At 56.9% G+C, this 14,266-nt stretch carries 13 protein-coding genes; 2 read left to right on the forward strand and 11 right to left on the reverse strand.

All coding sequences use genetic code 11. From position 1 onward, the window contains the following. Positions 1 to 18: 18 nt before the first annotated feature. Positions 19 to 1,335 (reverse strand): glutamyl-tRNA reductase, encoded by a 1,317-nt coding sequence (locus SynBMKMC1_RS07295; RefSeq protein ID WP_186473251.1) that lies wholly within the window; start codon positions 1,333 to 1,335, stop codon positions 19 to 21. Between the two features lie 31 nt (positions 1,336 to 1,366). Further along, positions 1,367 to 2,371, reverse strand: a complete 1,005-nt coding sequence (gene glpX, locus SynBMKMC1_RS07300; protein WP_011933205.1) for a class II fructose-bisphosphatase — start codon at positions 2,369 to 2,371, stop codon at positions 1,367 to 1,369. A 143-nt stretch (positions 2,372 to 2,514) separates the two neighbouring features. Here glpX and rpe point away from each other — a divergent pair, with 143 nt between their 5' ends. After that, positions 2,515 to 3,198: a ribulose-phosphate 3-epimerase gene (gene rpe, locus SynBMKMC1_RS07305; RefSeq protein ID WP_186473252.1), complete on the forward strand. Its 684-nt coding sequence runs from the start codon at positions 2,515 to 2,517 to the stop codon at positions 3,196 to 3,198. Between the two features lie 427 nt (positions 3,199 to 3,625). On the opposite strand, the gene SynBMKMC1_RS07310 is transcribed toward rpe, so the two are convergent. The 9 genes from SynBMKMC1_RS07310 to SynBMKMC1_RS07350 all read right to left on the reverse strand — a co-directional run bounded on the left by SynBMKMC1_RS07310 (position 3,626) and on the right by SynBMKMC1_RS07350 (position 12,751). Beyond that, complete coding sequence (locus SynBMKMC1_RS07310) at positions 3,626 to 3,820, reverse strand: hypothetical protein (protein WP_186473253.1); 195 nt, start codon at positions 3,818 to 3,820, stop codon at positions 3,626 to 3,628. Continuing rightward, positions 3,798 to 4,769: a c-type cytochrome biogenesis protein CcsB gene (gene ccsB, locus SynBMKMC1_RS07315; protein WP_255486359.1), complete on the reverse strand. Its 972-nt coding sequence runs from the start codon at positions 4,767 to 4,769 to the stop codon at positions 3,798 to 3,800. The genes SynBMKMC1_RS07310 and ccsB overlap by 23 nt, the downstream gene beginning before the upstream one ends. Before the next feature lie 37 nt (positions 4,770 to 4,806). Continuing rightward, positions 4,807 to 5,973, reverse strand: coding sequence for an LptF/LptG family permease (locus SynBMKMC1_RS07320; protein WP_186473254.1), 1,167 nt, complete (start codon positions 5,971 to 5,973; stop codon positions 4,807 to 4,809). Further along, positions 5,970 to 6,698 (reverse strand): LPS export ABC transporter ATP-binding protein, encoded by a 729-nt coding sequence (gene lptB, locus SynBMKMC1_RS07325; RefSeq protein WP_186471258.1) that lies wholly within the window; start codon positions 6,696 to 6,698, stop codon positions 5,970 to 5,972. The genes SynBMKMC1_RS07320 and lptB overlap by 4 nt, the downstream gene beginning before the upstream one ends. Further along, the gene (locus SynBMKMC1_RS07330) at positions 6,695 to 7,108 is read right to left on the reverse strand and encodes an LptA/OstA family protein (protein WP_186471259.1); all 414 of its coding nucleotides are present in this window, start codon (positions 7,106 to 7,108) and stop codon (positions 6,695 to 6,697) included. The genes lptB and SynBMKMC1_RS07330 overlap by 4 nt, the downstream gene beginning before the upstream one ends. Before the next feature lie 79 nt (positions 7,109 to 7,187). Then, positions 7,188 to 7,562 carry a DUF309 domain-containing protein gene (locus tag SynBMKMC1_RS07335; protein ID WP_186471260.1) on the reverse strand — a complete coding sequence of 125 codons (375 nt, stop codon included), beginning with the start codon at positions 7,560 to 7,562 and terminating at the stop codon, positions 7,188 to 7,190. Next, positions 7,559 to 9,367 (reverse strand): translational GTPase TypA, encoded by a 1,809-nt coding sequence (gene typA / locus SynBMKMC1_RS07340; RefSeq protein WP_186471261.1) that lies wholly within the window; start codon positions 9,365 to 9,367, stop codon positions 7,559 to 7,561. Before typA ends, SynBMKMC1_RS07335 begins: the two co-directional genes overlap by 4 nt. 64 nt (positions 9,368 to 9,431) lie before the next feature. Then, complete coding sequence (locus tag SynBMKMC1_RS07345) at positions 9,432 to 11,996, reverse strand: U32 family peptidase (RefSeq protein ID WP_186471262.1); 2,565 nt, start codon at positions 11,994 to 11,996, stop codon at positions 9,432 to 9,434. Positions 11,997 to 11,998: 2 nt separating this feature from the next. Next, positions 11,999 to 12,751, reverse strand: a complete 753-nt coding sequence (locus SynBMKMC1_RS07350; protein ID WP_186471263.1) for a D-alanyl-D-alanine carboxypeptidase family protein — start codon at positions 12,749 to 12,751, stop codon at positions 11,999 to 12,001. A gap of 110 nt (positions 12,752 to 12,861) precedes the next feature. On the opposite strand from SynBMKMC1_RS07350, the gene chlP reads away from it, so the two are divergent. Beyond that, positions 12,862 to 14,235, forward strand: coding sequence for a geranylgeranyl reductase (chlP, locus tag SynBMKMC1_RS07355; protein WP_186471264.1), 1,374 nt, complete (start codon positions 12,862 to 12,864; stop codon positions 14,233 to 14,235). Positions 14,236 to 14,266: the final 31 nt, after the last annotated feature.

Raw genomic sequence — 14,266 nt, forward strand, 5'->3', positions numbered from 1 at the left:
CAGCAAGAATGGTGCGAATCAGTTCTGGACTGAGTCTTCGTCGGCTTGCAGATCAAACAAGCGCTCCACGACTGAAAGGGCGTTCTGACGATCGGAACGCGGCTGAGGGCTTCTCAGCGCCGTGACAGGAGTGTGCAGGATTTTATTGATGATGCCCTTGCTGAGGGCCTCCACCACCTTGCGTTCCCGCGCTGAAAAATCAGGACCCATGCGGCTCAGGGCTTTCATCAGCTCCTCCGAACGGATGGATTCCATGGAGGAACGCAAGCGATTGATTGTGGGGACAGCCTCCAGGGAGTCCCACCACTCAAGGAACTGCCGTGCTTCATCATCCAGAAGGCCTTGGGCTTCCCGGGCCACCTGCTGACGGGCCTCTTGGTTGCGCTCAACCACCTCTTTGAGGTCATCAACGTCGTGGGCATCGACTCCGCCAATGCCCTCAACATCGGCTGCAATATTGCGGGGAACGCCGATGTCGATCAAACGCAGTGAACTGCGTCGATTCAGCTTGGATAACCGCTCTGCATCAATGATCGGATCGTCAGCAGCCGTGCTGGTGAAAATCAAGGAGCAAGTGCTCAGGCAGTGATCGAGATCCTTGAGCGGTCTGCATTGCACAGGCAGGGTTGGAAAGTCTGCAGCGAGAGCTTCCGCTCGCGCCACCGTGCGATTGAGCACAACCACCCCTGAAGCACCTTTGGCCTGCAGATGTTGCAACAGCAAACGACTCATCCGGCCTGCGCCGACAACGGCGACCTGCTCATCTTCGAGGGTGACAAGCTCGTCGAGACCACGACTTTGGCCCAGCTTGAGTTGGGCCAGTTCAACAGCGGCAGAACTGATGGAGACGGCTCCGGTGCCGAGATTTGTTTCTGAACGGACGCGTTTGCCAGTGCTTACAGCCTGGGTCAGCAGGCGATTCAGGATCGGGCCAAGGGACTTGTGTTCCTGCCCCAGGCGCATCATTTTTTTGACCTGGGAGAGGATCTGTCCTTCTCCAAGCACCAGACTGTCGAGGCCAGCAGCGACTCGCAGGAGATGCCCCACGGCATCCTCGTGGTGATAAGCAAACAGGTGGGGTTTAAGGTCCCCAGTTTCCAAACCGGAATGGCTGCTTAGGAATTCGCGAACAGCACTGATTCCAAGCTCGGGATTACGAACCAGTGTGTAAATCTCAAGACGGTTGCAGGTGCTGAGGATGGAAGCCTCAAGCACCTGGTCATGACCGCGCAGGTTCTGAAGAGACTCCTCCATGGTCTGCTCAGGGATGCTGAGCTTTTCGCGCACTTCAACCGGTGCCGTTCGATGACTGAGGCCGACAACGGCGATGTGCATGGAGGAATCCCTTGTTGCGTGTACGAAAAAGTCAGCTCAGCGCGATGCTCTGAGCTCCGTCCTTGATGTGCACCGTGTTGGTGAAGCGGCAGGTGTTATCGAGATTGCTGATCACCAGGCTGCTTGTGCGCGTGCAGTCCGACTCGAACTTAACGCCATGGAAAAGCAACCCGTCAGTGATTCCACTGCCGGCGAACACCACGTGTTCCCCAGAGGCCAGTTCCTCGGCTTCATAGATCTTGTCGGGATCAGCGATACCCATTTCAGCCAAGCGGGCGAGATTGCCCTCTTTGGTGAGATCAGCCCATTCCTTGGTCTGGGCGACGGCGGGGTCGTAGACGAGCTGACCCTGGAAGTGTCCGCCGAGAGCACGCATGGCAGCTGCGGAGATCACGCCCTCGGGAGCTGCGCCGATGCCCATCAGACAGTGGGTGCCAGTGCCAGCAAATCCGCAAGCGATTGCGGCCTGCACATCGCCATCGGAGATCGGTTGAACACGAGCGCCTGTGGCACGGATCTCAGCGATCAAGTCCTTGTGGCGAGCACGGTCCATCACCACGATTGTGAGCTCACTCGCCGCCATTCCCAGACACTCGCTGAGAATCTTGATGTTTTCGGTGGCCGACTTGCGGATATCCACCTTGCCCTTGGCAGCCGGAGGTGCAGCCAGCTTCTTCATGTAGAAGTCTGGAGCGTTGAAGAGACCACCGCGATCGGAGGCAGCCAGAACGGCCATGGAGCCTCTCTGGTTGTTGGCGCACAGATTCGTGCCTTCGCAGGGGTCGACTGCGAAGTCAACGCCCGCACCTGATCCACTGCCGACTTCCTCACCGATGTAAAGCATGGGAGCTTCATCACGCTCGCCTTCACCGATCACGATGCGGCCCTGCATTTCGATCTGACCCATGCGCTGACGCATGGCCTCAACAGCGGCAGCATCGGCTTCATCCTTCTTGCCGAGACCAGTGAGGCGGGCTGAGGCGATAGCCGCCTGCTCAACGACCTCGAGAATTTCCTGGATGAGAGTGCGATCCACGGGAGTGCGGCGGGGGGGACGGATGCGATGAGTGTCAGCTCACTGGGCTTGGTGCCACTGGGCTTTTCACTCAAAAGCGCGGCTAACTGTATCAGCGACTTCCGCACTCTTTACAATCTCCTGGTCTCAGCAGTCTTCCCGTCATGAGCACCAAGTCCCTGGTGGTCTCTCCATCCATCCTTTCTGCGGATTTCTCACGACTCGGCGAGGAGGTCAAAGCTGTTGACCAAGCCGGCGCTGATTGGATCCACGTCGACGTGATGGACGGTCGCTTCGTTCCCAACATCACGATCGGTCCTCTGATCGTTGAAGCACTGCGACCAGTCACGACCAAGCCCTTGGACGTGCACCTGATGATCGTTGAACCCGAAAAGTACGTTCCCGATTTCGCTAAAGCCGGTGCCGACATCATTTCGGTTCAGGTTGAGGCCTGCCCCCACCTGCATCGCAATCTTGCTCAGATCAAGGACCTCGGCAAACAGGCAGGTGCTGTTCTGAATCCCAGCACGCCCTTGAGCACCCTGGAGTATTGCCTCGAGTTGTGTGATCTCGTGTTGATCATGAGCGTCAACCCCGGGTTTGGCGGCCAAAGCTTCATCGAAAACCAGGTTCAGAAAATTCGCGATCTCCGTCGCATGTGCGATGAAAAAGGTCTAGATCCCTGGATCGAAGTGGATGGCGGCGTGAAGGGTGGCAATGCTTGGAAAGTGATCGAAGCTGGAGCCAACGCCATCGTGAGCGGCTCAGGGGTGTTCAACCAACCCGATTACGCGGCTGCCATCCAAGGCATTCGTGACAGCAAGCGTCCTGAGGCCGTCCTGGTCTGAGATTGACGTCCGGACACCTTGTTGGGGCCGATTGCTCAAATGCTTTCGGCCCCAGCAAGGTGTTGTCCGCGGGATTATCAAAGAAAATCGCAGTGATCGTTATCACTCTCTGCTTCTCTTGCCTGAATCGCCAATGCGGAGAGGGGTAAGAGCATGGCCAATCCGATGAACAATTCCATGGTGCGGATGCATCAAGAACAGAAATGATCGACGTATGAGATTCAGAAGTCTGAATCAATCATTACCGTTCTAAACTATGTTTGGAAGCGAACACCTGAAGCTGGGTTGCATTATTCATTTTGTATTGGTTGTAATTGATACATTCAATCAAAAAAAGCTTGCTTACGTTTAAATGAGATGAATTGGTCTAGTGCCCTGGAATCCTGATTTGATCTTCAAAATCTCTGAATCGGACAGCATGCGGATGTCAGGAGGTGACTACCGGCACTGTGATGAACATCATCAATGCAGAGTCGTAAGCGCCCAAAGGTTGACAGGTGCTTTTGACGAGTTTCAAAACAGCAGCCACTACCGTGCCTATCCCAGTGATTGATGTTGTCATGCCTGCAAAAGGCTGATCGTGCAGGCCGTTGTTCTTGCTACGCATCAAAGAACCAGCCATAGCTATGCAGTCCGATACCCAGCAAGTTGACGCCGATATAGCAAACCACAATCACGACCAAACCCAATGAAGCAACCATTGCTGGTCTTCGCCCTTGCCAGCCGCGACTCAGTCGCGTGTGCAGATAAGCCGCATAAACCAACCAACAGATCAGAGCCCAGGTCTCCTTGGGATCCCAGCTCCACCAACTTCCCCAAGCCTCGTTGGCCCAAACGGCTCCACTGATGATTCCCACTGTCAACAACAGGAATCCCACAGTGATGGTTCGATAGCTGAGACTGTCGAGCTGTTCACTGCGACTGAAATCGATCGATGACAACTGCAGTTCGGGTGCAGCTTGCACTCCAACGGCACTTGTCTCACCTGTCATCGACACGGCTTTTCGGAATGCCCCGCTTCCAATGGAACTGCTGCGAAGCTCAAGTTGCTGACCACGATCCGTCACCAGAACAGCAACCGAGAGCAGAGAGCCCACCAGAAGTGCGGCATAACTCACCATGATCACACTCACATGCATCACCAGCCAGCTGCTGCGCAAAGCAGGAACCAAGGGCGATGCTTGCTGCAATTGATCCGGCAAAGCGAAACTGGCAAAGGCAATACACCCGAGCCCCATGGGTGTGGCGGAGGCAGCCACGAGTGGTGAAGGCCACTGACGTTCCACTAAGAGCTGGGTGAGGGTGCACGCCCAAGCCAGGAAGCACAGTGATTCGTAGAGATTGCTGATCGGGAAATGCCCTGATTGCCACCAACGCAACACCAGCTGTGCGGTTAGCAGCAGATTCGATAAGCCCAAAAGAGAGCGCACCCCACTGGAGCTGCGGCCGTTGGACAGGGCCCAGAAGCACCAAGGAAGGGCTATGAGCAGCAAAGCAAACGCTGCCAATCCCAATAGCAGCACCGGTTCTGAAGTGATGGATTGCAGGTCGAAACTCCCCAAAGCAGCCAAGAGACGATCAAGAGTGACCTGATTCTGCCGGGAAGGATCAACGGCTGGCCTGTCGAAGCAGAAAACCACCACCAGCCAATGAAATCAAAACCGGTGACCAAGCGGCCAACAATGGAGGCAGGGTGCCTTTGACGCCAAGGGAACTGAAGCTGAAGCTCAACACGTAATACACAAGGATCAACACAACGCTGATTCCGAACCCTTGGCTACGGCTTGTACGGCTATTGGGCTTCGCCCCCAGGCTGGCGCCGATCAGGCCGAAAACCAGGCATGCCATCGGCAGCGTGAATTTCTCTTGAATTCGCACCTGAAGCCGCCGCGCTTCTTTGATATCACCCGCTTGTTCCAGCAGCTCCCGCGCACGCAGGGCTTCGGCAACCGTCATGTTGTTGGCATCTTTCGGCAATTGAGCGATGCGGATCGGCGCTGCACTGAGTGGATAGAGGTATTGATCGAAGTCGGCTGATGTAGTGCTGCCAGAGGGGGTCAACGTGAGAATCTGCCCATCAAAAAACTGCCACTTGGCTTGGCGCTCGTTCCAGACAGCACGATCGGCCACAAGCATCTGCGTGAAGCCAGCGCGGGTGAAATCGAGAACGGTGACTCCGCTCATCACGCCATCTTTGAACTGCCTGGCATAAAAAAGTTGCGCGAGTCCTTTGCTACTGCTGCCATCGGGGTCTTGAATTCGACCAAAGCGGGAATACACAATGTTGCTTCCCTTTTCTGTGGCAATTGCCTTCCCAAGCGCACGACGCAAGGTGATTTCAGCAGATCGATTGGCTCTGGGCACCACCACATCGTTAAAGACGAAGGTGAGGCCTGACATCAACAGCGCAACAATCAGGGCGGGCACGATCATGCGCGTGGCTGTCACGCCAACACTGCGCAGGGCTGTGAGCTCGCTGTTGGCTGACAGACGGCTATAGGCCAACAAGGTTGCCATGAGGGTGGCCATCGCAAATGAGATCACCAGAAAGCTGGGGAGCCTTAGCAAAAGCACTTGCACTGCTATGGCGACAGGAAGGCCCGACTCAACGATCTGACGCACCAGTTCGAACATCACCCCAACTGAGAGGGAGACCACGGTGAAGGCGGCAATCGCAAAAAGCAGCGGACTGAGAAGCTCCCCGATCAACCAACGATCCAAGAGGGGGATCCGCTGAATGAGCCGATGGATGGAGGCCTTAATGGTGTCGATCACAGCTGGAAACCCTCACCGAGATAGTGACGACGGACCAACGGGTCATGGGCGACCTGTTCAGACAATCCAGAAGCCAAGATGCTTCCATCGGTGAGGATGTAGGCGCGATCTGTAATCGCGAGCGTCTCACGCACGTTGTGGTCGGTGATCAAAATGCCCATGCCCCGTTGGCGCAGGGAATGAATGAGTTGCTGCAAGTCGGCGACCGCCAGCGGATCGACACCAGCGAAGGGTTCGTCCAAAAGGAGGTAACGGGGTCCTTCCAAACCCACTGCCAGAGCCCGGGCGACCTCGCACCGTCGTCGCTCACCACCTGACAACTGATAGCCGCGGCGGTTGAGAAATGGTTCGAGATGAAAGTCTCTGATCAGTTGCTGCAGGCGTTCCCGGTACTGACCACCGGTTAGCCCACTCTGATCAAGCACCAGTTGCAGGTTCTCCCGCACGGTGAGCTGACGAAAAACACTGGGCTCCTGGGGTAGATAGCCTATTCCGAGCCGGGCACGCTGGGGCATGGATAAGCTGGCGACAGGATGGCCATCCAGCAGAACCTCCCCGCTATCCGGGCGGAGCAATCCGATAATCAGGTTGAAGCTGGTGGTTTTACCGGCACCATTCGGTCCAAGCAGACCAATCACTTCACCGGGGTCCAGGCTGAGAGTGAGGTTTCTCACCAGTGGTCTCCCCCCAAGGGTGAGAGACACGCCATTGAGGCTCAAACTCATGGTGTTAGCGGGGTCTTTGCAGGCTGATCAGGGCGCAGGATCATGGTGGACCGCACCTGCGCACCCTCACTCGGAACGGCCACAGCACGTTCATCATCGAGGTTGTAGGTCACTCTTTCGGCTCGCAGAGTGCTGCCATCGTCTTGAATCACGTCCACATCACCACTGAGAACCAAACGCCCTTCGCGGCTGAAATATTGGGCCTGCCGCGACGTGGCCACCATTCCCCTGGCTGGATAAACGATTCGAACATTTCCCGAAGCGGTGACCACTCCGGTGACATTGTCGGCGCTCTGGCTGTCCGACTCAATGGTGATCAAACCACCGTCCATCGGCTCGGACTGATTCACTGGTGCCGGTAGGGACTGGGAGCGAACCAACCCAATGGAGCCAACCGCTACAAACGCCATGAGCCAATGTCTCAGGGCAGGGATGGCAGTCAGCGAACGCGACTTGAACAACGGTGCTCGGCGATGAACCATCAGAGACTCATGATCCCACGGCATCATTCGTATGAATAAGCTTTGGGGGCGGATCGTCGTCCGGGTTGCCATCGTTTTGCAAGGCATTCAGGCGATCGCTTGACGCAGTGTGCAGGGCCTGGAGATCAAGCCCCAACGCTGAAGGAAGCGATGGCTTGAGACGACCGATTCCTTCCCCCAAAAGGATGGTGGCCCCACGGGTGTTCCCGCGCTCAAGGTGAACATGAGCAACGGCGATTTGAAGAATTCCCTGAAGCAGGCGTCTGTTGGGATCGACCTGCTCATGCCAGAGTTCTTCAAAGGCATCGTGCGCTTCATACCAGGCCCCTGAGTTGAACAACTCAAGAGCCTTGCTGAATCGAGGATCGTCTAGCAGGTTCAACGCTTGGACTTGGCCGCCTTCTTGGAAGGAAGTTTGCGCAGACGGATCGATTCAGGCGTGACTTCGAGCATTTCGTCGGGACCGATGTACTCGAGGGCTCTCTCGAGCGTCATCTGAACAGGAGCTTGAAGGGTGTCGAGTTCTTCGGCACCAGCTGAGCGCATGTTGGTGAGCTGCTTCGTCTTGCAGACGTTGATCTCCAGATCCTGGGGACGGTTGTACTCACCAATAATCATTCCCTTGTACACCTTGGTTCCAGGGGAGATAAAGAACTGACCGCGGTCTTCGGCATTCTTGAGGGCATAGAAAGTCGCAGTTCCCTCCTCGAATGCGATCAGCACACCATTGCGCCGGGTGTCGAAATCGCCAAGCATCGGGCGGTATTCGAAGAATGAGTGACTCATGATCCCTTCGCCGCGAGTCGCTCGGATGAATTCACCGCGGAAGCCGATCAAGCCGCGGGATGGCACCACGAATTCAAGCTGTGTACGGCCGTCCTGACCGGTTTCCATGTTTTGCATTTCACCCTTGCGAGTCCCGAGCTTCTCAATGCAGCTGCCCACAGATTCCTCGGGTACATCCATCACCAGGGTTTCCACTGGCTCACAGGGAGTGCCATCAATCGTGCGATAGATCACCTGCGGCTGGGAGACCTGGAACTCGTAGCCCTCACGACGCATGGTTTCAATCAAAATGCCGAGGTGAAGCTCACCACGACCACTGACGGCGAAGCGATCCGGTGAGTCAGTGTCCTCAACCCGCAGAGCGACATTGGTGAGCAGCTCGCGCTGAAGCCGGTCTCTGACCTGGCGGCTGGTCACGAATTTGCCTTCCTGACCGGCAAAGGGTGAATCATTGACCACGAAGGTCATCTGCAGGGTTGGTTCATCCACCTTGATCAGAGGCAATGCCGAAGGCTCGTCTGGACAAGCGATGGTTTCACCGATGTTGACGTCGTCAAAGCCGGCGACAGCCACAAGGTCACCAGCGGAGGCCTGATCAATCTCCACGCGCTGGAGACCTTCAAATCCAAGCAATTTGCTAATACGACCTTTCTTGACGTTGCCGTCATCCTTGATCAACGCAGCATTTTGCCCCTGTTTGATCACACCATTGTGAACCCTGCCGATAATGATTCGACCCAGAAAATCTGAGTAATCAAGGGTTGTGATCTGGAGCTGCAGAGGCTTTTCGGGATCGCCGACCGGGGGCGGAACATGTCGCAGGATCGCATCAAACAGCGGGCGCATGTTTTCGCTGTCGGTCTTCATGTCCGGCTTGGCAAAACCTCCCAAGCCACTTCCGAACAGATAGGGAAAATCGCACTGATCGTCGTCAGCACCCAATTCGATGAACAGATCCAGCACCTTGTCGACCGCTGTCTCGGGGTCGACGCGGGCTCGGTCAATCTTGTTGACGAACACGATCGGACGCAGTCCCTGCTCCAGTGCTTTCTTCAGCACGAAGCGGGTCTGGGGCATGGGGCCCTCGTTGGCGTCAACGATCAGCAGGCAACCGTCCACCATGCCGAGCACGCGCTCAACCTCACCACCGAAGTCGGCGTGGCCAGGGGTATCAACGATGTTGATTCGCGTGTCGTTGTAGGTGACCGCTGTGTTCTTGGAGAGAATGGTGATTCCGCGCTCTCGCTCCAGATCGTTGGAGTCCATCACGCAGGTGGGAACGGCCTCGTTATCCCGGAAGATGCCCGACTGGGCCAGCAGAGAGTCGACCAAGGTCGTTTTGCCGTGGTCAACGTGGGCGATGATCGCGATATTGCGGATCGCCTTTTGCTGGGCGCTCATGGGGGGTCCGTGTTGGGTCGAGAGGTCGCTGGGACGCCCGCAGGCGCAGCCGGTGAAGACTATCTCAACGTGAGATCGATGGAGTTCCCTGCGCACGATCTGCGCGAAGACTGCCCCGCGTGACACCGAGGCGATGTTCAATCTGCTCGCGGCGCCACACCTCAGCAGAGGGCATGCGTCCACCCAGGGCCTCGCCGTAAAGCCGCACGCGCCGCTTGGCATCCTCCGCATCTTCATCAAGCAGGTCCAGCCGGAAATGCCTCAATCCGCGCGAGCGCATGGCTGGAAAGGCTTCGATCCCGGTTTGCGCGGTTCCGTTGAACAGTGTGTTGCGACATCCGAGGTCTGCACGCAAGGGGTGTTCAACACCGCTGCGGTCTTTCAGCAGAACGGTGTGGGACTCACAGGGTCTGCCGCAATCCGTGTGATCGTGCCCATCCGAAAGCAAGGCGCAGAACAGGCAATGCTCCATATGAAAAAGAGGCATGTGCTGGTGCAGAACGACCTCCAGCCGATCAGAGGGCGAGTTCTCGGCTAAATCCAGAAGCTGCTGAAGATTTAAGTCACAACTTGCTGTGACCCGTTGCAGTCCCCAGTGCTCGAGAAACCACAAAAGACTGAGAGGATTGGCCACATTCAGACTGAAGTCGCCCCGGCAGGGGGCTGCCTCGCAGAGACGCTCAAGCTGATCGGCATTTCGCACAAGGAACCCGTCGGGTTTGGCACGCAGGAGCGGGTCCAACGTCCATCCCTCATTGGGACGCGTGACTTTGGGACCGGTTAGCCAAATGCCATCACTCCAGCAACCCCGTGCAATGGCAACAGCCTCCTTGAGCTCACGGGGTTGCTCCAAGTCGGCGATGACCCCTTCAATCGGCGTGTCATCGCCTAGCTCGATCAACCCCTTGAGTTGATCGAGACTTCGTACCAACACTGTGAGTCTTGCGACCTGAGGTTGATCGGACGTTTCGGCAGGTAAACGCTTGAAGCAGCTGCGAACCAGCTGCTGACGTTCAGCGCGACTCGGTATTGCCCTGCAGGGTCGTTGGGACATCAAACGGTTAGCAGGCGTCAGTCCGGCGTCAGCCATCGCTTGGAGCAGGGCTCGTCGGAGACGGTTGAGATCGCCGATTGGCAGGAAAAGCGACCCAGACAGGTCCAAGTGCAGAGTCTCCAGTCGCCAGCCTGTGCCTCCAAGACGGCCTAACTGAGCCTCTAGGCGCTCCCGATCCAATCCGTGATCCTTGGCTGGCTCGAGCAATCGCTTACTGACAACGGCGATGGGTTGGGCCTCTAAGCCATGGGCGCTTCCAAGCTCAAGAACCAGTGGCTCACCGATTCGGCCGCGAACGACCAGAGAAAGAGGAGCCTCTTGCGGAGGCGTCTCTCGACCGGCTCGGCGAGTCCAGATGGAGTGCCAATGAGGGTCACTCGTGAGCCAGACCGGAGCGCCAGGGCGCAGTCCCATTGAATCGACGCGACCCGGACCAAGCTTCAGTCGCCAGCAGGCTGGTCCTGAACGCTCCGATTCCATGATTCGGCCCCCCACCTCCCGAGGGATCTGAAAGGCTCCGCCCTCGCCTGCAGCCACTTCCAACACAATGCCTTGACCACGCTGAGGCTCAATCTCCGCCTCAACCTCGATCCAGCCCAGGGGATGGACTTTGACGAGGCATCCGAAGGACGGCCCACGCTTTTTGCTCCAACGGCCATGCACGAGTTCTGAATGGTCAATGCCTTCAAGCCAACCCGTGCCCAGTCCCCGGGAAAAACCAAGTTCCAGCTGATAACGAGTGGACTCTGGATCATCGAGAACTCCGTCGAGGGCGCGGCGATACACGTCGGTCACCGCGGCGACGTACGTGGCACTTTTCAACCTCCCTTCAATCTTGAGGCTGCTGATGCCGATCCTTGCGAGCTCCGGAATCACAGACCAGGCTGCGAGGTCTTGTGGTGAAAGCAAATAACGTTGGTCGCCTAAATCACGCTCCTCACCATCAACGATGAGTTGATAGGGAAGTCGACACGCCTGGGCACATTCCCCTCGGTTGGCACTGCGTTGACCCAACGATTCGCTCGTCAGGCACTGGCCTGAGTAGGCCACACACAGCGCACCGTGAACAAACACCTCAAGTGGAACATCAAGCTGCCGCTGCTTGAGTTGTTGCTGCACCCGTTCCAGATCGTTCAGCGTGAGCTCGCGTGCCATCACAACCCGCTCGCAACCAGCGGCGGCTGCCTGTGCAACACCAGCGCTGCTGGTCACCGACATCTGGGTTGAGGCATGCAAGGCCAGATCGGGCACCAGCTCTTGAGCCAGAAGGCACAGACCAAGGTCCTGAACAATCAAGGCATCAACCTCGGCCGACCAGCACTTCACCAGCAGTTCGGAGACCTGCTCAAGCTCATCGGTGAAAACCAACACGTTCAAGGTGAAAAAGCCCTTGACACCTCGCGCATGCAACCAATCCATCACTTCGGGAAGGTCTTGCACGCTGAAATTTTCAGCACGCAACCGGGCGTTGAAGAGTTCTACCCCGAAATAAACAGCATCAGCTCCACTGGCGACGGCAGCCTTGAGGGCGTCCCAATCGCCTGCAGGTGCCAAGAGTTCGGGTCGGCAGGCCATCGTTAACGACCGTCAGCCAATCGTCGCGCCGGTTCGAACGCACGCAGAGCCTCTGATGTTCCTTCAAAACGCCAATGCCACGGTTCGTAGCTCACCCCCTGGGGATTGACGGTGGGAAATGAAAGTGTGAAGTGATAACTCGCCGCATGGTCTTGCAACCAACGAAAGGCGCTCGTGTTTTCAAACGATTGGGACAGGTTGGTGGCGGGATCGTCGCCATCTCCGAGATCAACGGCGTAGCCGGTGCTGTGCTCTGAATAGCCAGGAGGTGCAGACACCTTCGCCCGTTCAGCTGCTGATTGATTGCGTTCCGACTTCACATCAAAAAAAATACTTTTCTGCAGATCGTGGGAGCGGTAACCGCTGAGAAGGCGTAAATCCACCCCATCCGCTGCTGCTGAGCGACGCATGGCATCGAGTGCACGCGCTGCATCACGGTGCAGTTCAATCCCAGCTTCCACCGGTACGAGAACGTCAACACCAGCCTCGGGGTAAGGAAAGTGTCCGAGCAAACGGCCATCGCCTGAAGGGCGAGCATCGATCCCCTCAATCGGTGCCGGAGAACGTTTGGCGTTCAACCACTCCGGGACAAACAGAACCGTGGCAAGGGATGCGGAGAAAACCAGTCCACAGGCCAACAGCAGACCTAAACCACTGCGACGCTTGGGAGCAGCCGATCGGCTGCGACGCGCCACAGGAATATCGTCGCGGTTGAGATCGCGGGATCTGCTGCGGCTGGCGACAGCCCGTGACACGACGCTTCTTGCAGTGTTGTTTCGATCGTAAGGGGGGGGCGCCAGTGCAGCCCTCAGTCGCGCCTCAACGGTGATAGCTTTTTAATAACAATCCAGCGGAGTGAGCTGAGATGCTGAGAGTTGCCGTCGTCGGAGGTGGTCCGAGCGGATCCTGCGCAGCCGAGATTCTGGCCAAGGCTGGCATCAGCACCTGGTTGTTCGAGCGAAAGCTCGACAACGCCAAACCTTGTGGTGGAGCGATTCCTCTCTGCATGGTCGAGGAATTCGACCTGCCGGAATCGATCATCGACCGCAAGGTGCGGAACATGAAAATGATCTCCCCCTCGAACAAGGAGGTGGATATCAAGCTTGATCCCCTCGGGTACGACGACAACGCTTATATCGGGATGTGCCGCCGTGAGGTCTTCGATGCCTTCATGCGCAACCGTGCCGCTGACCTCGGCACAACCCTGGTCAATGGTCTTGTTCAGAAGATCGACACCGGCAATGCACGTCAGGGTCCTTACACCCTGCATTACGCCGACTACAGCTCGGGGGGTCCGACCGGTGAACTGAAAACCCTTGAGGTGGACTTGATCATCGGAGCCGACGGTGCCAATTCCCGTGTGGCCAAAGCAATGGATGCTGGTGATTACAACGTGGCCATCGCTTTTCAGGAACGCATCAAACTGCCTCCTGAAGAGATGACTTACTACGAAGATCTCGCCGAGATGTACGTCGGGACCGACGTCTCTCCCGATTTTTATGCCTGGGTTTTTCCGAAATACGACCATGTGGCCGTGGGAACAGGGACCATGCAACAGAACCAGTCCCTGATCAAAGGGTTGCAAAAGGGAATCCGTGAGCGCGCACGCAAGCGCTTGTTCAAAGGTGAAGTGATCAAAGTTGAAGCCCATCCGATTCCTGAACATCCCAGGCCGCGTCGTGTCGTTGGGCGAATGGCTCTGGTTGGGGATGCTGCCGGTTACGTCACCAAGAGTTCTGGTGAAGGCATCTACTTTGCTGCCAAAAGTGGGCGGATGTGCGCTGAAGCCATTGTTGAGATTTCAGCGAACGGCAGCCGCGTCCCCACTGAAAAGGAAATCAAGTCTACCTACCTCAAGCGTTGGGATCGTAAGTACGGAGCCACCTACGCCGTTCTCGACATTCTTCAACGGATTTTCTATCGCAACGATGCGGCCCGCGAAGCATTCGTCGAAATGTGTGACGACCGTGATGTGCAGAAACTCACGTTTGACAGCTATCTGTACAAGAGGGTGGTGTTGATGAATCCCTGGCAGCAAATCAAACTCACCCTTCGTACCCTTGGCAGCCTGCTTCGTGGTGAAGCCCTTGCTCCTGCTGGCTACGACGCCGTTCCCTCCGCTGTGGGGCGGTCAGAGGGAGATTTCCTCGCTGATGAAGCAGCCCAGGCCATCAAGGCGCAGGCTCACAACGAATCCACCGCAGAGCCGAAAGAGCGCCTCACCGTCACCACAGGCTGAATCTCTGAGCAGCTGAATCTGCAAGATGCAG

Origin of the sequence: Synechococcus sp. BMK-MC-1 (assembly GCF_014279955.1) — a bacterium.
GTDB lineage: Bacteria > Cyanobacteriota > Cyanobacteriia > PCC-6307 > Cyanobiaceae > Synechococcus_C.